The sequence below is a fragment of the Flavobacterium sp. LM5 genome (genome assembly GCF_002017945.1).
GTDB classification, from domain to species: domain Bacteria; phylum Bacteroidota; class Bacteroidia; order Flavobacteriales; family Flavobacteriaceae; genus Flavobacterium; species Flavobacterium succinicans.
Window position 1 is genome coordinate 115,178 of sequence record NZ_MUFX01000005.1, and the last position, 23,258, is coordinate 138,435.

At 36.1% G+C, this 23,258-nt stretch carries 22 protein-coding genes and 1 pseudogene; 20 read left to right on the forward strand and 3 right to left on the reverse strand.

What is annotated here, in order from left to right:
* Nucleotides 1-4 precede the first annotated feature (4 nt).
* The 6 genes from proB (at nucleotide 5) to BXU11_RS14365 (ending at nucleotide 5,912) form a co-directional block, all read left to right on the forward strand.
* Entirely contained in the window at nucleotides 5-766 is a 762-nt protein-coding gene (gene proB / locus BXU11_RS14340; RefSeq protein WP_024980771.1) for a glutamate 5-kinase, read from the forward strand.
* Between the two features lie 65 nt (nucleotides 767-831).
* Nucleotides 832-1,806, forward strand: coding sequence for an N-acetylornithine carbamoyltransferase (locus BXU11_RS14345; protein WP_078213039.1), 975 nt, complete (start codon nucleotides 832-834; stop codon nucleotides 1,804-1,806).
* Between the two features lie 9 nt (nucleotides 1,807-1,815).
* Entirely contained in the window at nucleotides 1,816-2,592 is a 777-nt protein-coding gene (gene argB, locus BXU11_RS14350) for an acetylglutamate kinase (RefSeq protein WP_078213040.1), read from the forward strand.
* Nucleotides 2,593-2,646: 54 nt separating this feature from the next.
* Nucleotides 2,647-3,717: a M20 family metallo-hydrolase gene (locus tag BXU11_RS14355; RefSeq protein WP_078213041.1), complete on the forward strand. Its 1,071-nt coding sequence runs from the start codon at nucleotides 2,647-2,649 to the stop codon at nucleotides 3,715-3,717.
* A 50-nt stretch (nucleotides 3,718-3,767) separates the two neighbouring features.
* Nucleotides 3,768-5,048, forward strand: a complete 1,281-nt coding sequence (argH, locus tag BXU11_RS14360; RefSeq protein ID WP_078213042.1) for an argininosuccinate lyase — start codon at nucleotides 3,768-3,770, stop codon at nucleotides 5,046-5,048.
* A gap of 291 nt (nucleotides 5,049-5,339) precedes the next feature.
* Nucleotides 5,340-5,912, forward strand: coding sequence for a hypothetical protein (locus BXU11_RS14365; RefSeq protein WP_078213043.1), 573 nt, complete (start codon nucleotides 5,340-5,342; stop codon nucleotides 5,910-5,912).
* A gap of 91 nt (nucleotides 5,913-6,003) precedes the next feature.
* Here the strand turns inward: BXU11_RS14365 and BXU11_RS14370 are convergent, their stop codons facing one another.
* Nucleotides 6,004-6,525 (reverse strand): GNAT family N-acetyltransferase, encoded by a 522-nt coding sequence (locus BXU11_RS14370; RefSeq protein WP_078213044.1) that lies wholly within the window; start codon nucleotides 6,523-6,525, stop codon nucleotides 6,004-6,006.
* Nucleotides 6,526-6,606: 81 nt separating this feature from the next.
* On the reverse strand, nucleotides 6,607-6,996 hold the full coding sequence (gene ytxJ / locus BXU11_RS14375) for a bacillithiol system redox-active protein YtxJ (RefSeq protein ID WP_078213045.1): 390 nt from the start codon (nucleotides 6,994-6,996) through the stop codon (nucleotides 6,607-6,609).
* 154 nt (nucleotides 6,997-7,150) lie between these two features.
* Between ytxJ and clpB the strand changes: the two genes are divergently transcribed.
* The 11 genes and pseudogenes from clpB to BXU11_RS14430 all read left to right on the forward strand — a co-directional run bounded on the left by clpB (nucleotide 7,151) and on the right by BXU11_RS14430 (nucleotide 17,140).
* On the forward strand, nucleotides 7,151-9,754 hold the full coding sequence (gene clpB, locus BXU11_RS14380; protein ID WP_078213046.1) for an ATP-dependent chaperone ClpB: 2,604 nt from the start codon (nucleotides 7,151-7,153) through the stop codon (nucleotides 9,752-9,754).
* A 390-nt stretch (nucleotides 9,755-10,144) separates the two neighbouring features.
* On the forward strand, nucleotides 10,145-10,399 hold the full coding sequence (locus tag BXU11_RS14385; RefSeq protein ID WP_024980781.1) for a hypothetical protein: 255 nt from the start codon (nucleotides 10,145-10,147) through the stop codon (nucleotides 10,397-10,399).
* Between the two features lie 39 nt (nucleotides 10,400-10,438).
* A complete protein-coding gene (locus BXU11_RS14390; RefSeq protein ID WP_078213047.1) occupies nucleotides 10,439-11,311 on the forward strand; it encodes a DUF808 domain-containing protein in 873 nt (290 codons plus the stop codon).
* A 92-nt stretch (nucleotides 11,312-11,403) separates the two neighbouring features.
* On the forward strand, nucleotides 11,404-11,823 hold the full coding sequence (locus BXU11_RS14395) for a DUF1801 domain-containing protein (RefSeq protein WP_078213048.1): 420 nt from the start codon (nucleotides 11,404-11,406) through the stop codon (nucleotides 11,821-11,823).
* A gap of 122 nt (nucleotides 11,824-11,945) precedes the next feature.
* Nucleotides 11,946-12,790 (forward strand): annotated as a pseudogene (locus BXU11_RS18560) (HAEPLYID family protein).
* Nucleotides 12,791-12,801: 11 nt separating this feature from the next.
* Entirely contained in the window at nucleotides 12,802-13,170 is a 369-nt protein-coding gene (locus tag BXU11_RS14405) for a glyoxalase (protein WP_078213049.1), read from the forward strand.
* Between the two features lie 130 nt (nucleotides 13,171-13,300).
* On the forward strand, nucleotides 13,301-14,188 hold the full coding sequence (locus BXU11_RS14410; protein ID WP_078213050.1) for a carbon-nitrogen hydrolase: 888 nt from the start codon (nucleotides 13,301-13,303) through the stop codon (nucleotides 14,186-14,188).
* A 2-nt stretch (nucleotides 14,189-14,190) separates the two neighbouring features.
* On the forward strand, nucleotides 14,191-15,231 hold the full coding sequence (locus BXU11_RS14415) for an agmatine/peptidylarginine deiminase (protein ID WP_078213051.1): 1,041 nt from the start codon (nucleotides 14,191-14,193) through the stop codon (nucleotides 15,229-15,231).
* 17 nt (nucleotides 15,232-15,248) lie between these two features.
* Nucleotides 15,249-15,839, forward strand: coding sequence for a sigma-70 family RNA polymerase sigma factor (locus tag BXU11_RS14420; RefSeq protein WP_078213052.1), 591 nt, complete (start codon nucleotides 15,249-15,251; stop codon nucleotides 15,837-15,839).
* Nucleotides 15,840-15,917: 78 nt separating this feature from the next.
* Complete coding sequence (locus tag BXU11_RS14425) at nucleotides 15,918-16,154, forward strand: thioredoxin family protein (protein ID WP_078213053.1); 237 nt, start codon at nucleotides 15,918-15,920, stop codon at nucleotides 16,152-16,154.
* A gap of 11 nt (nucleotides 16,155-16,165) precedes the next feature.
* Nucleotides 16,166-17,140 carry a permease gene (locus BXU11_RS14430; protein WP_078213054.1) on the forward strand — a complete coding sequence of 325 codons (975 nt, stop codon included), beginning with the start codon at nucleotides 16,166-16,168 and terminating at the stop codon, nucleotides 17,138-17,140.
* 62 nt (nucleotides 17,141-17,202) lie between these two features.
* Here the strand turns inward: BXU11_RS14430 and BXU11_RS14435 are convergent, their stop codons facing one another.
* Complete coding sequence (locus tag BXU11_RS14435; RefSeq protein ID WP_078213055.1) at nucleotides 17,203-19,461, reverse strand: M1 family metallopeptidase; 2,259 nt, start codon at nucleotides 19,459-19,461, stop codon at nucleotides 17,203-17,205.
* A 155-nt stretch (nucleotides 19,462-19,616) separates the two neighbouring features.
* Between BXU11_RS14435 and BXU11_RS14440 the strand changes: the two genes are divergently transcribed.
* From BXU11_RS14440 to BXU11_RS14450, 3 genes are read left to right on the forward strand one after another with little or no spacing between them, the layout of a single operon-like run.
* Complete coding sequence (locus BXU11_RS14440) at nucleotides 19,617-20,471, forward strand: aldose 1-epimerase family protein (protein WP_078213056.1); 855 nt, start codon at nucleotides 19,617-19,619, stop codon at nucleotides 20,469-20,471.
* 10 nt (nucleotides 20,472-20,481) lie between these two features.
* Nucleotides 20,482-21,030 (forward strand): GNAT family N-acetyltransferase, encoded by a 549-nt coding sequence (locus BXU11_RS14445; RefSeq protein WP_078213057.1) that lies wholly within the window; start codon nucleotides 20,482-20,484, stop codon nucleotides 21,028-21,030.
* A gap of 3 nt (nucleotides 21,031-21,033) precedes the next feature.
* Nucleotides 21,034-23,232 carry a TonB-dependent siderophore receptor gene (locus BXU11_RS14450; RefSeq protein ID WP_078213058.1) on the forward strand — a complete coding sequence of 733 codons (2,199 nt, stop codon included), beginning with the start codon at nucleotides 21,034-21,036 and terminating at the stop codon, nucleotides 23,230-23,232.
* Nucleotides 23,233-23,258: the final 26 nt, after the last annotated feature.

Genomic DNA, 23,258 nt, shown 5'->3' on the forward strand with positions numbered 1-23,258 from the left:
TAAAATGACAAAAAAAAGAATATTATTAAAATTAGGCAGCAATACCTTAACCAAAGAAACCAATCATATCTCGAGAGGAAAGATTGAGGATATTGGAATGCAAATTGCCGCACTACAAGACCAATACGAATTCATTATTGTGAGTTCTGGCGCGATTGCCGCTGCCAAACAGTTTGTCAAGCTAGACAATAATGACCAAGAAGTCTTTGTAAAACAAGCCTTAGCATCTATTGGGCAACCCCATTTGATGCGTATTTATCACGAAAATTTCAGCGATTTAGGATTGCATATTTCACAATGCCTACTCTCCTATTCTGATTTTGAGAAAGAACAATCCAAAGTCAATATTGTGAATACCATCAATGTTTTGGTCAAAAACAATTACATTCCCATCATCAATGAAAATGACACAGTGGCAACAGACGAAATCAAGTTTGGCGATAACGATAAATTAGCCGCTTTGGCAGCCGTATTGTTAGATGTAGATATTTTGATTATTGCTACCAATACGAATGGTATTTACACCAAAGCGTCTATTAACGATGCACTTCCATCAACGATTGAACTAGTAACCGATTTGTCTTTACTAGAAAAAGAAATAGGCGATAAAAAATCGTCTCACGGAACTGGAGGAATGCAATCTAAAATAGAATCGGCAGCCATTGCCAAAAAAGCCAATATTGAGACTTGGATTGTGAATGGCCTAGAAGATGATTTTATGCGGAAAGCGCTGCGGAATGAAATCCCTTTCACTAAAATTATTTAACTTAGAGCCACTAAAAATCACAAACTACAAATCCGCTTATTCAGCATTCTAATAAAGATAAAGCTATGAATTACACCTCAATAAAAGAAATCGATTCCCTAAAGAAATGGGTAAAACAAGCCCTTAAAATAAAGAAAGACCCATTAAAAAATCAAAGATTGGGTAAAGACAAAACATTAGTTATGCTCTTTTTCAATCCAAGTTTGAGAACGCGTTTGAGTACTCAAAAAGCAGCCATCAATCTAGGAATGAATGTGATGGTGATGAACTTTGGTGCTGAAGGATGGACTTTGGAGTTCGAAGACGGCACAATTATGAATCAAGGCGCCTCAGAACACATAAAAGAAGCCGCCGAAGTCGTTTCACAATATTGTGACATTATTGCCATTAGAGCTTTTGCGGGACTAACGGATAAAGAAAAAGATAATGCAGAAACGGTGTTGAATGGTTTTGTAAAATATGCCACTGTGCCTATTGTTAATATGGAAAGTGCTACTGGGCATCCGCTACAATCCTTAGCCGATGCGATTACAATGGCCGAATTCAAAACCAAACACAAACCTAAGGTTGTCCTGACTTGGGCGCCACATCCGAAAGCATTGCCTCAAGCTGTGGCCAATTCGTTTGTAGAAATGATGCAACTGCAAAGAGATATGGATTTTGTAATCACGCATCCAGAAGGTTATGAATTGAATCCTGAAATCACCAAGGATTCGGTAATAGAATACAATCAAAACAAAGCTTTTGAAAATGCTGATTTTATTTATGCCAAAAACTGGAGCAATTACAACGACTACGGGAAAGTGACTAATACGGACGAAAATTGGACCGTTACTGCCGATAAAATGAAATTGACAAACAATGCTAAATTTATGCATTGCCTTCCAGTGCGTCGCAATGTGATTGTAGCCGATGAAGTGATTGATAGCGAAAACTCCATTGTGATTCAGCAAGCTCATAACAGAACCTATTCGGCACAATTGGTTTTACAAAAAATATTGAAAAGATTACCTAGTGGAGCCAAAAGTTTAGAGTATTAATTCAAAAAAATGGAACAACTAACAATAGTAAAAATCGGTGGTAATATTATTGATAATCCAGCCGAACTACAACAGTTTATTACCGATTTTTCAAAAATTGAAGACTATAAAGTATTGGTGCACGGCGGAGGAAAATCAGCTACCAAAATGGCAAAAAGTATTGGTTTAGTCCCTCAAATGATTGATGGAAGACGCATCACAGACCAGCCTATGCTAGACGTTGTCGTGATGATTTATGCGGGCGAAATCAACAAAAATATCGTAGCACAATTACACGCAAATGGAACTAATGCAATGGGCTTTTCTGGGGCGGATGGCAATTTGATTCAGTCCACCAAAAGAAATCATCCAACGATTGATTACGGTTTTGTGGGCGATGTACAAAAAGTAAACACGTCTTTGCTAGAAACATTGCTAAAAAACGAAATAACACCCGTTTTTTGCGCTATTACACACGATAAACAAGGACAATTATTAAATACAAATGCTGATACGATTGCCAGTGAATTGGCCATTGCATTGTCTAAAGTTTTTGAAGTAACTTTGACGTATTGCTTCGAAAAATCGGGAGTTTTGTATGATGCAGAAGACGACACTTCTGTCATTGAAAACATCAATAAAGAACTGTATGATAGATTAAAAACAGAAGGTGCCATACATTCAGGGATGATTCCAAAACTCGACAATTGCTTTAACAGCTTGTCCAAAGGCGTTCATAAAATAAAAATTGGACATCACAAATTATTGAAAGACAACAACGCACTTTGTACGAGTATAACATTATAGATTACTAACAACCCTTTCAGAATTCAAAACTCTGAAAGGGTTAAATTAAAAATTTTGAAAACCATTACAACCCTTACACAAGAAGCCATCTCCTTACTAAAAGCACTGATTGCGACTCCTTCCTTTTCTAGTGAAGAACAACAAACTGCGCTTTTAATTGAACAATGGTTTCAACAAAATAACATTCCCTTTGAGCGGGAAAACAATAATATTTGGGCGTACAACCAACATTTTGATGCGGCTAAACCCACTCTTTTACTCAACTCTCATCACGATACGGTAAAACCCAACCAAGGCTATACCAATAATCCTTTTGAACCTATCGAAAAAGACGGGAAGTTATTTGGTCTAGGCAGTAACGATGCTGGAGGTTGTTTAGTGGCTTTATTGGCCACTTTTGTTCATTTTTATGCTCAAGAAAATTTGCCTTACAATTTGGTTATGGTCGCTTCTGCAGAAGAAGAAAGCAGTGGCAAAAACGGATTGAATAGCGTACTAAAACATTTACCAGAAATTGATTGTGCCATCGTGGGCGAACCTACATTAATGCAACTGGCCATTGCCGAAAAAGGACTCTTGGTTTTAGATGTAGTCGTAAAAGGTACCGCAAGCCACGCAGCACATCATAATCCTGACAATCCTATTTACAATGCGATGCCTATCATCAGTTGGTTAAACAGTTACCAATTCGAAAAAGTATCAGAAGTTTTAGGACCTGTAAAAATGACGGTAACCCAAATCAACGCAGGAAAACAACACAATGTAGTACCTGCTGAATGCCATTTGGTAGTCGATATTCGAGTAAATGATTGTTATACCAATGCGGAGATATTAGATACGGTTCGTCAACAAGTGAAAGCTGAGATTACACCGCGTTCTATGCATCTCAATGCTTCTTCTATTCCTCTTTCACACGGATTAGTACAAGCAGGAATCGCGTTAAGCCGCACCACCTATGGCTCTCCTACGCTTTCGGACCAATCGGTGTTGAGTTGCCAGTCGCTAAAACTTGGCCCGGGAGAAACCCTGAGGTCACACTCGGCAGACGAATTTATCTACATCAATGAAATCGAAGAAGGAATTCAATTGTACATTAAAATATTGACAGATTTTTTAAAAAATTAATTGTAGGGACAGGTCGCGACCTGTCCCTACAATTCAAAAAATAAAATAATATGAAACTCTGGGAAAAAGGAATACCAACCGACAAACAAATCGAACATTTTACGGTAGGAAATGACCGTGAATTAGATTTGGTTTTGGCCAAATACGATGCTTTAGGCTCTATCGCTCACGCTAAAATGTTGGCTCAAATAGGATTATTGGATGCTACAGAAGCTAATGACTTAGTTTCAGCTTTACAAGAGATAATTACAGCTATCGAAAAAGGAGATTTCGAAATCGAATACAGTTTTGAAGACGTACATTCCAAAATCGAGTATTTATTGACCGAAAAACTAGGCGACGCTGGTAAAAAAATACACACGGCACGTTCTCGAAACGACCAAGTCTTGGTGGATGTCAATTTGTATTTGAAAGACGTTGTCATAGCACTCAAAGAGCAAGTAAAAACGCTATTCGATTTGTTCATGGCATCCGCTGAACAGTATCAAAATGTATTGTTACCTGGCTATACGCATTTACAAATTGCTATGCCTTCATCCTTTGGTATGTGGTTCTCCGCTTACGCCGAAACTTTGATAGATGATATTACGATGTTGAATGCCGCTCTAAAAGTGGTAAATCAAAATCCATTAGGTTCCGCCGCTGGTTATGGAAGCTCCTTCCCTATCAACCGAACCTTTACAACTCAGGAATTAGGCTTTGCTACTTTAAAATTCAATTCTGTTGCAGCTCAAATGAGCCGTGGAAAATCTGAAAAAACAGTGGCTTTTGCTATGAGTAGCGTGGCTTCAACTTTAGCAAAATTCTCTATGGATGTATGTCTATATATGAGCCAAAACTTCGATTTCATTAGTTTACCAGCGCATCTAACGACTGGGTCAAGCATTATGCCTCACAAAAAAAATCCAGATGTTTTTGAACTAATCCGTGGGAAATGCAATAAAATTCAAGCTTTGCCTTATGAAATCACTTTAATCACAAACAACCTTCCTAGTGGCTATCACCGTGAATTTCAATTATTGAAAGAAGGATTATTTCCCGCTATACAAAATCTAAAAGCGTGCTTGGATATTGCCATTTTTTCCATCAAAGACATCAAGGTAAAAGACAACATTCTAGCCGATCCAAAATACAATTACCTATTTACTGTGGATACATTAAACGAAATGGTAGTAGCAGGAATGCCTTTTAGAGACGCCTACAAAGCGGTGGCAGAACAATTAGAAAATGGTACTTACGAATCACCAAAAGCCACCCAGCACACCCACGAAGGGAGTATCAATAACTTGTGTTTGAAAGAGATCAAAGAAAAAATGGAAAACACTTTTTAAATTAATCTTATTAATAATAGCCACGAATGCACAAATTAAACGCTTATAATTTGTGCATTCGTGGCTTATTTATAAAATTCAATAGCAATATCACTCCTATCAAACATCACTTTAACACAACAATTCTTATTCATAAAAATTTTCAAATATAAATTAAGAATAGCACAACTAATTAATAGTTAAATACTTAATATCACTTTTATTTTATAGTGTAAAATTCTCATAAAAATTATTTGCTAAACAAAAATAATACATAATTTTGTAAGAACTTTAACTATATAATAAATAAAAATGAAAAAGAAAATTGTCCTTTTACTATGCCTAAGCTTAGGTGTTTTTACAAGTTGTTCTAACGATGACTCAAACAGCACTACTGTACCACCAACAGACAACTCAACAATAAAAACTTTCAAAGATGTTACTTTTTCTTTAGATGAGTCTGAGGGATTTGATGCAGGAAGATTTTTCTCTACCGAATTAGGAAAATCATTCAAAAAAAGTAAAATAGATGCTACAATATTACCAAAAATAGATCTTGCTTTTTATAGTGGTAGTTTCTCATTAAACGCATTTGTTAGCCCAAATAACTCAGATCACGGTATAAAAAATGCCACAACCTCTATTTTCTTAAACAACCCTAAAGGGTCTATCACAGTAGATCAATTCAATAAAATCGAAAAAAGCACCGATTTCGATACTTTGAAATTAGATGCCGATGATAATGAGTCATTCCCAGACAATTTAACTCCAACAGTAGTTTTATTTAAAAACGCTGCTGGAAAAAAAGGAGCGATTCATGTGAAATCTGTGTCTAGAGCAGGCTACGACCCAAGAATCGTAGTAGATATAAAAATTCAAAAATAGCAATACTTTTTGGTAGTACTAAAAACGGCAATTTTTCTTTGTGAAAAATTGCCGTTTTTTTATTAAACTCGATTACGATTTGAAATCAGGATTAACTCAATTTCAATCGCATCATAATATCAGTCTGCTCGTCATCGCCTAACTTAAAAATGTGTTTATCAAAAGCCACAAAACCATTTTTGGTATAGAATCGAATCGCTTTCACATTTTCTTCCCAAACACCAAGCCATACATACTCCACACCTTTTTCTTTGGCAATTGTGATGGCATTATCATAAAGCAATTGTCCCACATGCTTCCCGTGAAAGGCATTTACAACATAAATCCGTTCAATTTCAAGCGCTTTATGATCTTTTAACTCCGTTTGAGCTTCTGCAAAATTGATTTTCAAATACCCAATGATGTCATTTTCATGGATAGCAAAATAGAACTCAGAATCTTTATTATGCAACTCTAAAGTAAGCTTTTCAACAGAAAATCCCTCCTCCAAATAGCTTTTCATGTTTTCCTCAGAATTGGAATCTGAAAAAGTCTCCTGAAAAGTCTGTCTCCCTATTTTTTGCAATGGAACTATTTCATGAGGCTTTACTTTTGTTATTTCAATAGTCGTCATTTTATTTATTTTGATGATCAAATCTAGTACTTTTTAGCCTAGTGAATAGTATCATAACTTATTACCCGAAAAAGAAAGAAATTAAACGTACTCTTTCAAAATCCCAGCTTCAATATCACTATGTGAGGCATCATAAATGGCTTTTCCTTCTTTAATCAAGATCAATTGAGGCGATTGATGTTGCACGCCAAAACGAGTAGAAATTTCATTCGAAATCTCACGGTAGGTAATCAAATCCAAGAAATAGGCATCCATAACATCGTGCAAATCAAACTCGTTTTCAAATTGTTTCAAGGCAAATCGACTAATACTACAACGAGTACTATGTTTGAAAATAAATACAGGTTTTTCGTTAGAAAGTGCTGTTAATTCGTCTAATTGTCCCATCAATTGCAACGGAATCCAATTGACTTTACTATCCGACTCTTTTTTTTCTTCTGAACTACCAAATAAGGAATTAAATAGGCTCATTTTGTCTCTTTTTATGTCTTTTTGTCGTTAAATAATACTCAAATTCAAACAAAAACAGTCAAAATGTCCGTAAATTTATAATGGAATACCCTTTGACGCTTTCTCAACAAAATTAGCTAATAAAACACAAAAATAATCATCAAATCTAACAATCATGAACATTAATAAATTTACGATCAAATCCCAAGAGGCCATTCAGCACTCCCAACAATTGGTGCAAAGCCTAGGACAACAACAAATTGAAAACGAACATCTCTTCAAAGCTATTTTTGAAGTAGACGAGAATGTAGCGCCTTTTCTATTGAAAAAACTAAACGTTAACGTGCCTATATTTCTTCAAATTTTGGATAGTCAGATTCAAAATTTCCCTAAAGTAACTGGTGGCGAAATTCAATTATCTAGAAGTGCTAACACCGCACTTAACGAAGCCGAAATTATTGCCAAAAAAATGAACGATGAGTTCGTTAGTATTGAGCATTTAATCCTAGCGATTTTTGGTTCTAAAAGTAAAGTTGCCCAAATCCTAAAAGATCAAGGCGTGACCGAAAAAGGACTCAAAGCTGCGATAGACGAATTGCGCAAGGGCGAACGCGTTACCTCGGCTTCTGCGGAAGACACCTATAATTCTTTGAACAAATTTGCCAAAAATCTCAACGAATTAGCTCGAACAGGAAAATTAGATCCTGTAATTGGTCGCGACGAAGAAATCCGTCGTGTCCTTCAAATTTTAACGCGTAGAACCAAGAACAATCCGATGCTGGTGGGAGAACCTGGTGTGGGTAAAACCGCCATTGCCGAAGGCTTAGCGCACCGAATCGTAGCAGGCGATGTTCCTGAAAACTTAAAAAACAAAATTGTTTTCTCTCTCGATATGGGCGCGCTTATCGCGGGTGCAAAATACAAAGGGGAATTCGAAGAGCGTTTGAAATCGGTAGTCAAAGAAGTCATTGCTTCTGAAGGAGACATTGTATTATTCATAGACGAAATTCACACGCTGGTAGGAGCTGGCGGTGGCGAAGGCGCCATGGACGCGGCCAATATTTTGAAACCGGCTTTGGCTCGTGGCGAATTGCGTGCGATTGGAGCCACTACTTTGGACGAATACCAAAAATACTTTGAAAAAGACAAAGCCTTAGAGCGCCGTTTCCAAAAAGTAATGGTTGAAGAACCGGATACAGAAAGTGCGATTTCGATTTTGCGTGGTATCAAAGAAAAATACGAAACACACCACCAAGTACAAATCAAAGACGAAGCTATTATCGCTTCGGTTGAATTGTCGCAACGCTATATTACCAACCGATTCTTACCAGACAAAGCCATCGATTTGATGGACGAAGCGGCTTCTAAATTGCGTATGGAAATCAACTCCAAACCCGAAGAACTCGATGTATTGGACCGAAAAATCATGCAGCTAGAAATTGAAATCGAAGCCATCAAACGCGAAAAAGACGAAAGCAAGCTGAAAGTGTTAGGTTTGGATTTGGCCAATTTGAAAGAAGAACGCAACGAAATTTTCGCTAAATGGAAATCTGAAAAAGATGTGGTGGACAATATTCAGTTGGTAAAAACAGAAATCGAAAACTTCAAATACGAAGCCGAACGCGCCGAACGTGAAGGCGATTACGGAAAAGTTGCCGAAATTCGTTACGGAAAAATCAAAGAAGCCCAAGAAAAACTGGCTACTCTCACCCATCAGTTGCAAGAAAATCAATCCGGAACTTCTTTGATTAAAGAAGAAGTAACCCGAGAAGATATTGCCGAAGTCGTAGCCAAATGGACCGGAATTCCAGTCATGAAAATGCTACAAGGCGAACGCGAAAAACTATTGAAATTAGAGGATGAACTTCACAAACGCGTGGTAGGACAAGAAGAAGCCATCGAGGCAGTGAGTGATGCTGTTCGCAGAAGTCGTGCGGGATTACAAGACATGAAAAAACCCGTAGGAACCTTCCTTTTCTTAGGAACTACTGGTGTGGGTAAAACCGAATTGGCCAAAGCCTTAGCCGAATATTTATTCGACGATGAAAATGCCATGACCCGAATCGACATGAGCGAATACCAAGAACGCCACAGCGTGAGCCGATTGGTGGGTGCGCCTCCGGGCTACGTGGGCTATGACGAAGGAGGACAATTGACCGAAGCTGTGCGAAGAAAACCGTATTCTGTGATTCTGCTAGACGAAATCGAAAAAGCACATCCTGATACGTTCAATATTTTGCTACAAGTGCTGGACGAAGGCCGATTGACGGACAACAAAGGACGCTTGGCCGATTTCAAAAACACCATTATCATCATGACCTCGAATATGGGAAGCCAAATTATTCAGGATAAATTTGAAAATTTAAAAGGAAGCCTAGAAGCCGCCACCGAGGCCGCCAAAGTAGAAGTGTTGGGATTACTAAGACAAACCGTTCGTCCAGAGTTCATCAACCGTATCGACGAAATCGTGATGTTTACCCCGTTGACCAACGCTAATATTGCGCAAATTGTAGGCTTGCAAATGAAAAGTTTGACCAAAATGTTGGCACAACAAGGCATCACCATGGACGCTACTCCCGAAGCGATAAGCTATTTGTCTCAAAAAGGCTACGATCCGCAATTTGGAGCCAGACCAGTAAAACGCGTCATTCAGCGTGAAGTGCTCAACGAATTATCGAAAGAAATTCTGTCGGGTAAAATCACCACCGATAGTATCGTTTTGATTGACGCCTTCAATAATCAATTGGTTTTCAGAAATCAAACAGAATTGGTAAATTAATCAATGCTTACTAACAACTTCAACCTTGTCAGAGTTTTGAACTCTGATTGGGTTATTCAACAACACCAGTCGAAAGATTGGTGTTTTTTTTAGGAGCAGTAACACCTTTTTTCATAATAACTTTCCCTCCCGCTGTCCGCAGTATCTTTAGGGCTGAACCCCAGCCCTAAAGGATACTTGCTCCCATCGGGGCTGAATAGAAAAAATGCTTTGCATCACTACATTTTCAAAAGATTGATAGAATCAACTTAAACAAAATAAATACAAAATGACCCTTATTTTATTCCTATAATTTGGTGTTTTTCTTTAGATTTGCCTCACTCATTTGTAAACACATAGTCAAGCAAATAATTGGAGAAGAAATGCTTTTTATAAATCAATAGCCAAAAAATGGATATCGTCAAATTCAAAATCACCCCAAAAACCATCAAAGTAGAAGTACGTAATTCCAATAATTACGTGTTTAATTTTAACAGTGCGGTGGAAATCGATAAACAAGACCGAGACGTTTTATTAAAATTATACAATGCATTAGATCTTCTTTTCAAAAAAGAAACCACAAACGAAACCAAAAACTTTATCGCTCCCAATCAAACTAACATCTTAGATCAAATCAAAGAAGTGAGTGAAACAGAAAAGCCATAAATCAAAACAAATTAAAAATTAAACTAAATTAAATAAAAAATGGGATCAGGATTTTTTGCACTTTTAGATGATATCGCAGCAATAATGGATGATGTGGCAGCAATGAGTAAAATTGCTACCAAAAAAACAGCTGGAATTTTAGGAGACGACCTAGCTGTCAATGCCGAAAAAGCTTCAGGATTTGTTTCCTCACGTGAGCTACCAGTATTGTGGGCCATTACTAAAGGTTCGTTTTTAAACAAACTAATCATTCTTCCAATAGCCTTTGTGCTTAGTGCTTTTTCGCCTTTGGCCATTAAAGTAATTTTAGTTTTGGGAGGTCTTTATTTAGCCTACGAAGGTGCCGAAAAAATTTATGAATATTTCTTTCCGCATCATCATCACGAAGCTGAGATTTCATTAACCCAATCTTTTACCGAAGAAGAGATTCTTGCACAAGAAAAAGGAAAAATAAAAGCAGCTATTGTTACAGATTTTATCCTCTCTGTTGAGATTGTAATCATTGCCTTAGGAACCGTTTTAGAGAAATCAGTCCCCACTCAAATTGCAGTAGTGTCTATTGTTGCCATTATTGCTACTATCGGTGTATACGGTATAGTAGCTTTAATTGTTCGTATGGATGATATGGGATTCAAACTAATGCAACTAAGCAGTAAAGAAAATGGCTTTTTAACCAAAATTGGAAACTTTTTGGTAAACGCTTTACCTAAAGTCATTAAAAGTTTAGCCGTAATCGGAACTATTGCTTTGATTATGGTAGCTGGTGGAATTTTTGCCCACCAAATCGACTATTTACATCACGTGCTACCACAAGTTCCTAGTTTCATCAAAGAGCCTTTATTTGGCTTAGTGTTTGGTGGAATTACACTACTCATCGTTACCATTATAAAGAAAGTTTTGGGCAAAAAATAAACAACACCTCTATTTTCAATTAATTACAAGTTAGCTTTTGTTTTTTTTACAAAATAAAAGCTAACTTTATTTTTTATATTAATTCAAAGATAATGGCACAAAAAACTATAGAAACAGATCAAAGTGTGGCTGATTTCATTGAAAAATTTGCCGATTCAGAACAAAAGAAAAAAGACAGCCAAAAATTAGTTGAAATTATGCAGGCTGTTTCTGGATGTGAAGCTATAATGTGGGGAGCATCAATCATTGGCTTTGGCAAATATCACTACAAATACGAAAGCGGACACGAAGGAAATGCACCGCTATTGGGTTTTTCTCCAAGAAAATCGGCGATTTCGTTATATGTTTTTACTGGACTCGAAGAGCAGGAATCACTTTTAACAAGTTTAGGGAAATTTAAAAGAGGAAAAGCGTGTTTGTATGTAAATAAGCTCAGCGATATCGATTTGGATCAATTGCAAAAAATTATGAAAGCCAATATCGAATACTTAAAAACTCGGTTCGAGTTATAGCAATAATTCAAACTGAATTTTGGTAATCTTTCGAAATCATTATGACAGCTTACAATTCTTAGAATTATAATAAATAAAAAAAGCAACACGTTATTAAAAACGAAGTAACTAGATTCAGTCTCATGAAAAAAATAATTTTTGTTGTATTATCAACACTCTGCTCTGCTCTTATTTTTAGTCAAAATAAGAAAGAAAAAGACAGTTTATACATTGAAGCAGTAGAAAACAAACTACATCCAGATAAAGTTCTTCACGCCGAGCCCCTTTATATTGATTTAATTAGAGATTTAGGTGCCCGAAAAGGAGAAAAAGAATGGAACGTTGGATTTGAATTAAAAGACAACAATACATTTGATTCATACAATGGATTTGTAGAATACGAGTGGGCAGTCATCGATCGTTTAGGTTTAGAAATTGAGGTCCCATTCACTTTTTATTCTCCAAACAACAGCGGCGCAACCATTCCGAAAAATGCCATAGATGGATTAAAACTAGCTACACAATACTCGTTTTATGTTTCTGAAAAAAAAAAACCACACTGGCCATTGCTTACTTAAACGAATTCGAACTACCCAATTTTTCAGATTATGGCAAATCGAAAGCCATAATTGGTAACATTTACAATCCTTTTTTTGTTGCTGCAAAACGATGGGGAAACAATTTTCATACTTTACTTTACATTGGGCCCGTGATAGAACACGAATTTGAAAACAATCATATCGAAACTACGTGGCAAATCAATACTAGTTTCCATTATATGATTCCTGGAACTAGTAACTTTTTTGGAATAGAATTGAATAAAGAGATTCATAATGGTGCTTTCGATATGGTCATAAGGCCTCAAATGCGTGTTGGAATAATTGATAATTTATTGATTGGAATTGTAACTGGAATCCCAATAAGCAAAGAAAACGAACGCTTTAGTACTTTCTTACGACTCATTTATGAACCCAAAGGCATACATTAAAAACAAAAAAAGTGGAATTCAAAACCAAATCCATCCGCCCATTTATAGGATCTAAAAACTTCGCGGAATCTAGACAGTTTTATAAAGAGCTAGGTTTTAATGAGAGTATGCTTTCTAGCAATATGAGTTATTTCTGTACCGCTAATTTTGGCTTCTACCTACAAGATGCTTATGTAAAAGACTGGATTGACAATACTATGGTTTTTATGGAGGTTGAAAATGTAGAAGAATTTTGGGAATCATTAGTAGCATTACATTTGACGAAAAAGTATCCTACTGTCAAATTGGTCCCTATTCGCCATCTCGACTGGGGAAAGGAATGTTTTTTACACGATCCTTCTGGTATTCTTTGGCATTTTGGAGCATTTAATCCTCAATAAAAAAAAGAATTCTATTTACAATTGCACTTCAACAAAACCAATGATAGCTTGATTACAAACCAAACTTTCATTTTACCTCATTAGAACTCTTTAGAAAAAATAACTACTTTTGCACTCTAAATTTTAAGTTATGCCTAATAAAAAATACAAAATAGCGGTTATTCAATTAAACCTCAACGATATTGCTGAAAACAACTTAAAAAAATGTTTACACTGGGTTCGAGAAGCTGCAAAACAAGGTGCAGAAGTCATTTCGTTACCAGAATTATATAGCAGTCATTATTTTTGTCAAAGTGAAGACGTGGATAATTTTGCCTTGGCAGAACCATTGTACAGTACTTCATTTATCGCTTTTTCGGCACTAGCCAAAGAATTAGGCGTGGTAATCATTGTTCCTTTCTTCGAAAAGAGAATGGCGGGAATTTACCACAACAGTGCTTACATCATTGATACCGATGGAACCGAAGCTGGACTGTATCGCAAAATGCACATTCCAGACGATCCACATTTCTATGAAAAATTCTACTTTACGCCAGGCGATATTGGTTTCAAAGCTTTCCCTACACAAAAAGGAAAAATTGGAACCTTAATTTGTTGGGATCAATGGTATCCAGAAGGTGCACGTCTTACTGCTTTACAAGGAGCTGAAGTGTTATTTTATCCAACTGCAATTGGTTGGCATCCTTTAGAAAAAGAACAATATGGCGAAAACCAACACGGTGCTTGGATGAATGTGATGAAAGGCCACGCGGTAGCCAATGGTGTGTATGTAGCCGCAGCCAACCGTATTGGTTTGGAGCAATACATCGAAGGAACAGCTGGAATTGAATTCTGGGGATCCTCTTTTATTGCAGGACCACAAGGAGAAATTTTAGCGCAAGCTTCACACGATAAAGAAGAAATAATAATTGCCGAAGTTGATTTGGATTTACAAGAAAACGTACGTCAGAATTGGCCGTTTTTCAGAGACAGACGCATCGATGCTTTTGGGGATATTACTAAAAGAGCAATAGACTAAAGATGACTACAACCTCAAGAAGATTTCCCGCAGAATGGGAAAAACAACAAGGAATCCTATTATGTTTTCCTCATAACGGAAAAGACTGGCCTGGAAAATACGAAGCGGTACAATGGGCTTTCGTAGAATTCATCAAAAAAGTAGCCACCTACGAAACTGTTTTTTTGGTAGTTGCCGATGAAAAACAACAAGAGAAAGTCACTGAATTGCTAACAATGGCTACCGTAAATTTAGAGCAGATATCCTTCATCATTCATAAAACCAATAGAAGTTGGATGCGTGATTCTGGTCCAATCATTGTGAAGAATGGTAATCAAAGAGAAGCCTTGAATTTCAATTTTAACGGTTGGGCAAAGTACAAAAACATCAATTTAGATAAACACGTACCGAGTAAAGTCGCTGAACATTTACAACTTTCCTTAACTCAAGTTACCTACAAAGGAAAGCCCGTAATTGTAGAAGGTGGTGCTATTGATGTAAACGGACGTGGTACCTTGTTAACTTCAGAAGAATGCTTAATGCATCCTACGATTCAGGTGCGTAATGAAGGCTTTACCAAAGAAGATTATGAAACCGTTTTTAAAGAGTACTTAGGCATTACCAATGTCATTTGGCTAGGAGATGGTATCGAAGGTGATGATACACACGGACACATCGATGATTTATGCCGATTTGTAAATGAGGACACTATTGTCACCATTATAGAGACTAATCCAGAAGACAGCAATTACAAACCTTTACAAGACAACTTAAAACGTTTGCAAAATGCGAAACTAGAAAACGGTCAAGCACCTGTAATTGTTACTTTACCTATGCCGAAACGCATTGATTTTGATGGATTGCGTTTACCTGCGAGTTATGCTAATTTTTTGATTTTAAATAACTGTGTTTTAGTACCTACTTTCAATGATGCAAATGACAGAGTAGCTTTGAATATCCTTTCAGAGTGTTTTCCAGATCGTGAAATTATTGGCATTAGCGCCACAGATTTTATTTGGGGATTTGGAACTTTACATTGCTTGAGTCAACAAATTCCTGAGTAATTTTTTACTTTAAAAAGATGAAAAACGAATGCTGCAATATCAATGAAGTAGTAGATGAATTTTATTCTTTTCTAAAAAATTATATTCTTAAGAAAGTACAAAATCCAACGGTGGCTGAAGACATCGTTCAAGAAGTGATGCTACAACTCATTGAATCACATCAAAAAAATAGAGCCATTGCCAATGTAAAGGCTTGGTTGTTTCAAGTAGCAAGAAATACGATTCACGATTATTTCAACAAGAATAGCATCGACAGTATCGAGATTGATGAAATCCTTCTGGACAAAAACGCACAAGCATTTGAATTATCGGTATATGATTACATTATACCGATGATTCAATTACTTCCTAAAAAATATGCTGAACCTTTGTATTGGAGTGATATTGACAAAATCCCTCAAATCGAAATCGCCAAAAAACTGAATATAACTCTTTCAGCGGCAAAAATGAGAATTCAAAGGGCAAGAATCCAATTGCGAGAACTCTTTGTTGAAAGTTGTGATATTGTATATGATGCGAATGGCAACTTTGTCACTTGTACTGTTAAAAAAAACTGCGCTACCGTTCAAAATCACTTGAATGATTTTAAAGCTGAAGTAAAAAAATAATTTTTTTTTCAAAAAAAATGTGTCTTTTACTTTATTTCAAAGACTACATAGTAGAGTTTAATCTTAAAAAACAATACTATGAGTACTGAAATCAAAATTTTACATTCGTCATGCTGTGGTGCTAAATCACCAATTAAAGAACAATTAACAGCAATTGCAGAAAAAAACAATCTTGATATTTCGATCACCGAGTTATCCAATTTACAAGAAACTATGGCTTTTGGAACAATGACTTTTCCTTCTTTAGTTATCAAAGGAAAAGTTTATGATTACAAAAAAATAAATAGTGAAGAGTTACTAATATCCATTCTATAATACCTTGTAAAATGGAAACCTTATCACAACTCCTCACCTATTTGGCCGATTTTTTGGTTTATAATTGCTTGGGACTTAGCGGTACCGATAAATTTGGTGCTGCTTTACATTATTTCATTATCACTTTTAGCGAAATTTCAATTTTGGTGCTTCTGGTTACCTATCTTATGGGCATTGTAACCAATTATTTGCCATTAGATAGTATTCGGATTTATTTAGAAAAAAATAAAAAAACGGGGATTGGGAATCTAGCAGCATCTACTTTGGGGGCCATTACTCCATTTTGTTCTTGTTCTTCTATACCGCTTTTTGTTGGAATGCTTAAAGCAAGAATACCTTTTGGAATAACACTTTCATTTTTGATCACATCTCCATTAGTGAATGAAATTGCAATTGCACTATTTTGGGTAACCTATGGTTGGAAAGTGGCCGTGATATACATTATAACCGGAATCGTTTTAGGTGTTGTTGGAGGTATCGTATTAGAAAAATTAGGAATGGCTAAACATGTAGCCGATTGGTTAAAAACCCCCAACTCCTTTCAGCTATCACAAGAAGAAAACAATAGAACGCTTCTTCAACGTCTTCCTGAAATTAACACAGAAGCCATTCAAACCTTGAAAAAACTAGTGGTATATGTATTTATCGGCATCGCTATTGGTTCTTTTATTCACGGATATGTTCCGCAATCCTTCTTTGAAAGTTATTTATCAAAATCCAATGTTTTTGCAGTACCTATTGCGGTTTTGGCGGGTATTCCACTTTATATTGATGCCGTAGGAGTTTTGCCTGTTTTAGAATCGTTGGTTAGTAAAGGAGTACCATTGGGAACTGGAATTGCATTTATGATGGGAGCCATTGGTTTATCCATACCCGAAGCCTTACTGCTTAAAAAAGTAATGAAAAAAAAGTTGATCATTACCTTTTATTGCACCATCGGTATTGGAATGATGCTTGCTGGGTTTATGTTTAATATTTTTTTTTAATACAAAAAAAGACTTGCAGTACACCACATACTACAAGTCTTTTTTTGTAATATCAAAGCCTTTTACTCTCTTGTAAAAGCAATTTTTTCTGTTGGACTGATGATCATATCCACTTCCGTTTTAGCTTCATTAAATTGAAACGTAACACCCTCTTCTTCAGACTCAAATGTATCTTTTCCTATCTGAGATAAACCAAATTTTGGATAATCGGTAATTTCAGCAAATAGGACACTGTTTTTTTGTGTAAACTCAATTTTTAAAGGAGCTGCTTTAGTAGAGAATTTACCCAAATAACCATCCAAAATCACATCTTTTTCAATTGTACCTGAACTTGCATTCCAAATATTATTAGCAGTATTAGAATCAGGAAAAACGTGATCTGGATCTATCACAACACTTTCAATTTCCTCAGTTGAATTGTGCTGAAATGACCATTCTTTATTGCGCTGCCAAATTTCGACTGGCAATTTCACTCGTGTCACTTTACCACTTTTTGTTTTTACATCAATTACTATAGGCATCGCCATTTTCTCAAGGTTTTCGATCGTAATGATTGCTCCGTTCTTAGGCTCATTTTTCACGTATTTTACGCTATTCACACTTTGATCCAAACGCCAATTGTTTTGAAACCATGCTCTCCAAAACCAATTCAAATCTTCGCCAGAAACATTCTCCATTGTTCTAAAAAAATCATCTGGTGTAGGATGTTTAAAAGCCCATCTTTCGATATACTTTTTAAAAGCGGTATCAAAACGTTCGGGTCCCAATACTTGTTCTCTCAAAATCACTAAACCTTCACTGGGTTTAAAATAACAAAGGATACCAATGTTCTTTTCTTTCATATTATCCGGAGAACTCATAACTGGTTCTAATTTCGGACTGGTCAACATTTCACTTATAGCATGCAAATCATTTGGTCTGTCCTTGAATTCACCTTTATTAAATTCAGCTCCACTTAATGAATTGATAAAAGTGTTAAACCCTTCGTCCATCCAAGCAAACAAACGTTCGTTAGAACCAACAATCATTGGAAACCAAATGTGTCCAAACTCATGGTCTGTAACGCCCCATAAATCTTTACCTTTGGATTCCCAACTACAAAAAACAATCCCTGGATATTCCATTCCGCCTTCGTTACCCGCTACATTTGTAGCAACTGGATAAGGATATTCTAACCATTTTTTAGAGTAATGCTCTATCGAACCTTTTACATACTCTGTTGAGCGTCCCCAAGCTGCATTTCCAGCAGATTCTACTGGATAAGCAGATAATGCCAAGGCTTTTTTTCCACTCGGTAAATTGATTTTTGCGCCATCTAAAATAAATGCAGCTGACGAAGCCCAAGAAACATCGCGGGAATTTTTAATTTGATAATGCCACGTTTTCGTAGCAGTTGTTGTGCTTTTTGCGGTTGCATTCACCTCGGCTTCGGAACGAATGACTATGGTTTTATCACTGGTTAACGCTGTTTTATATTGTTTGAATTGCTCTGCAGTATACACTTCTGCTGGGTTCAATAACTCCCCTGAACATACTACAAAATGATTCGCGGGTGCAGTAATTTTAACATCAAAATTACCATACTCCAAGTAAAATTCTGAAGCTCCAAGGTAAGGATGAACATTCCACCCTCTCACATCATCATACACGCACATTCTTGGATACCACTGCGCCATGGTGAAAATTTTTCCATTTTTGGTTCCCAAAACGCCCATTCTATCCGAACCTTCATTGGGAGCTATAAAAGAAAATTCAACAACTAATTTGACACTTCCGCCTTTAGCTGTAAGAGCTTCCGGCAGAAAAACTTGCATTCGAGTATCAGTAACCACAAATTTTACGTCGGTTGCTGTTTTGGCTTTTCCTGAAATAGCTTTAACGGATTTGATTTTAAAACCTCCATCAAAAACTTGTCCTTGGCCTCCATTTCTACTTCCTGTTAACGGAACAAGCGCGGCACCTCTAGAATCTTGTTTGAATAAATTTTGTTCTAAGTTCAACCATAAAAACTCTAACTTATCGGGACTGTTATTAGTGTATGTAATTTCATCCGTCCCCACCACTTCATTGGTAGCGTCATTCAATTTTACCTTCAACTGATAATCCGCCCGATTTTGCCAATACTCAGGGCCTGGCTGACCACTAGCTGAGCGGGTAGGCGTTCCGATTTTGGTATAAAAATTAGGACCAAACGTATCATGATAATCGTATTTTGATACGGTGCTTCTGCTTTCAGATGATGTAGGTTGCTGCCCAAAAACGGATAAAACCCCGAAAAAGAGCCCCAAGCATGAAATCCAATTTGCTTTCATAATTTGCATGTTTTTATTAGTATGAACACAAATTAAATAAAAAAATAATAGTTTTCACTACTAAAAACATATAAATTAAGATAATTCTTAAGGTTTCTAGCCATCTATTTCTACATGTATTGTAATATCAATATATTTACACCTCATTATTAAAAATAAACATCGTGACTACCATTTCTATAAGCAATGCAAAAATTACTGCTCAATTCAAAACATTGGGTGCCGAATTATTTTCTTTAAAAGATACAAACAACAAAGAATTCATTTGGGAAGGTGATCCAAACCATTGGGGAAAACATGCTCCAATTTTGTTTCCTATTGTTGGTTCTTTAAAAAACAATACTTTTGAATATAATGGCGACTCCTATTCATTACCACGCCACGGCTTTGCTCGCGAATTAACTTTTGAAGTAATTGACAAAAAAGAAGACAGTGTTATCTTTTCATTACAATCCAATGAAGAAACGCTAAAAAAATATCCTTTCTCGTTTGAACTTCAATTGAGTTACACCCTAATTGGTAGTTCATTGCATTTAGGATACAAAGTCATCAACACTTCGAATACTGTGCTTCCGTTTTCTATAGGAGGACATCCTGCCTTTGCTTTACCCAAAGCTTTTGAAAAATATAGTTTACAATTTGATGCTTCAAATTCACTAACCTATCATTTACTGGAGGAGGGATTAATTTCGAATCAAACGAAAACCATCGAAATCCCAAATCAACAATTGAATTTGGAGTATCCGTTATTTGAAAATGATGCTTTAGTGTTCAAAAATATACCTTCAAAATCTGTAACAATTTTAGAAGAAAACCAACCCATACTCAAAGTAGACTATGCCGATTTTCCAGACCTTGGCGTTTGGACACCAGTAAATGCTCCTTTTATTTGTATTGAACCTTGGTTTGGTTATTCAGATACACCAAATAATTCAGGAAAAATTATTGAAAAAGAAGGGATTCAATTGGTCGAGCCAAATTCTTTTTTTCAATCCAATTATACAATAACGCTTCTTTAAATTTAGAAAAATGCTAACCATCAACTTCTCTCCTTTTCCGAATTTAGAAACCGAAAGACTCATCTTAAGAAGGGTTTCTACCGATGATATCAATGAGATATTTGCCTTGCGTTCGAATCCAGAAACTATGAAATACATCCCGAGACCATTAGTAACCAATGAAGAAGAGGCTTTGGCACACTTTAAAATGATTGATGATAAAATTGAAACCAACGAAGGCATCAATTGGGCAATTACCTTAAAAGGAAATAACACTATGATCGGACTCATTGGACATTATCGCATCAAACCTGAACATTATAGAGCCGAAGTTGGGTATATGATTTTACCTGAATATCACGGAAAAGGAATTACTACAGAAGCAGTTCAATGTGTAGTAGATTATGGCTTCACTAGAATGAAATTACATTCTATTGAAGGGGTTATTGACCCTGAAAATGGAGCATCTGAAAAAGTTTTACAAAAATGTGGTTTCGTCAAAGAAGCCCATTTTAAAGAAAATGAATACTTTGGCGGTAAATTCATTGATGCGGTGGTATATAGTATATTGAACAAGTAAAAAATGAAACAAGTTATTATCACCTTGTTTTGTCTATGCTCTTTTATGGGCTTTTCACAAGCAACAAAAGATAGCGTGAATGCCGTTGAATTAAACGAACTAGTGGTTAGTGCTAGACGTTTTGCACAACCTAAAATTAAAATGACACAGCAAATAGAAACGCTGTCCAAAAAACAAATCGAATTTCAAAATTTTCAAACCAGCGCTGATGCACTTGCGAATTCTGGAACATTGGCGGTTCAAAAATCACAACAAGGTGGCGGAAGTCCAATTATTAGAGGATTTGAATCCAGTAGAATTCTATTACTTGTAGACGGAATCCGAATGAACAACCTTATTTATCGAGCTGGTCATTTGCAAAATATTATCACCGTTGATAAAAATATGCTCGATAACATTGATGTGCTCTTTGGTCCTTCTTCTACCGTCTATGGAAGTGATGCAATGGGTGGAGCTATTTTTCTTCAAACCAAAAACCCCCGTTTACTTGACGAAAATGACAATAAAAAGTTTTCTGGAAACGTATTGTCTTCTTATAGCACTGTAAACGAAGGCAAATCAGGTCATTTTGATTTTAATTATGCTGGCAATCGATGGGCGAGCCTAACCTCTTTTTCTTATAATGAATTTGGAGATTTAAGAATGGGAAAAAACAAAAATGGTAACAATGCTTTCTTTGGAGAACGCCCCTTTTATGTAGTAACCAATAACGAAGTAGACACTCAAGTGGCTAACACAAATAAATACATTCAGAAATTCTCTGGCTATACGCAATATGATTTTATGCAAAAAGTGGTTTTTAAGCCAAACGAATCCACTAAACATCAATTGAATGTTCAATATTCCACTACTTCTGATATTCCAAGATACGACCGTTTGACGGACACTAATGCAGCAGGTAAATTAAGGTCGGCCGTTTGGAATTACGGTCCACAAGACAGATTTTTATCAGCCTATAAACTCGTTAAAAAAGATATTTTTGGCTCCACAACCTTGAATTTGAACGCTAGTTATCAAAAAGTAGAAGAAAGCAGGATTACCAGAAGTTTTGGTAGTGCCAATCAAACTTCTAGAATTGAAAAAGTAAACGTGTATGCTTTGACTTCTGATTTTAAAACCAAAATTGGTAATGGTGATTTGGTATACGGCGCCGACTTTTACTATGATGATTTACAATCAAAAGGAATTCGAAAAAACATCTTAACTGGTGCCGAATCCATTACAGATTCCCGTTATCCTGATAAAAAAAACAATACACTTAGAGCCGAAGCATTTGCTTATTTCAATAATGACATTACTAATTTGACAACATTCAATACTAGTTTTAGAGGTGGCTTTACTCAATTGAATAGTGAAACTGATACTAATTTTTTCAAACTTCCTTACACCACTGTTAAACAAGAAAATTTCACTTACAGTGGTGCCGTTGGAATTGTTCATAACCCTAGTAAGAATGTGAAATTAGCATTCAATTTAGCCTCAGCTTTTCGAGTACCGAATATCGATGATTTGGCTAAAATTTTCGAATCCGTTCCTGGAAGAGTTATTGTTCCCAATCAAAACATAAAACCAGAACAATCTGTAACTGCTGATATGGGAATCACCTTTTGGGAAGGTAAACGCTTTCAACTAGAAAACACCTTCTTTTATACCCGATTGTATGACGCCATTGTAACTTCGCCATACACACTTAACGGGCAAAATAGCTTGGTATATGAAGGACAATTAAGTCAAATCTACGCGAATCAAAATCAAGGAAAAGGGGAAATTGTAGGGCTTTCCACTTCTCTAAAATGGTATTTGTTTCCAAAATTGCTTTTGTATGGTAACTTCAATTACACCAACGGAAGAGTTGAAAACAATTCAGGCCGCTTTCCGTTAGACCATATAGCTCCAACCTATGGAAAAGTAGGCTTGAGTTATGAAGCCGATAAGTGGATGGTGGATACTTATGTTTTATACAATGGCAAAAAAAGACTAAAAGAGTATTCTCCAAGTGGAGAAGATAATTTACAATATGCGCCAGCCAACGGAATGCCTGCTTGGGAAACCTATAATTTGAAAGGAGCGTATAAATTAATAAATAATCTTACCCTCATTTCTGGTATAGAAAACTTATTGGACACACAATACAGAACTTTTGCTTCTGGAATAAATGCTGGAGGACGAAATTTTTATTTGGGAGGAAAGTATACGTTTTAACCAATTGAAATACCAAGTGTTGCTTT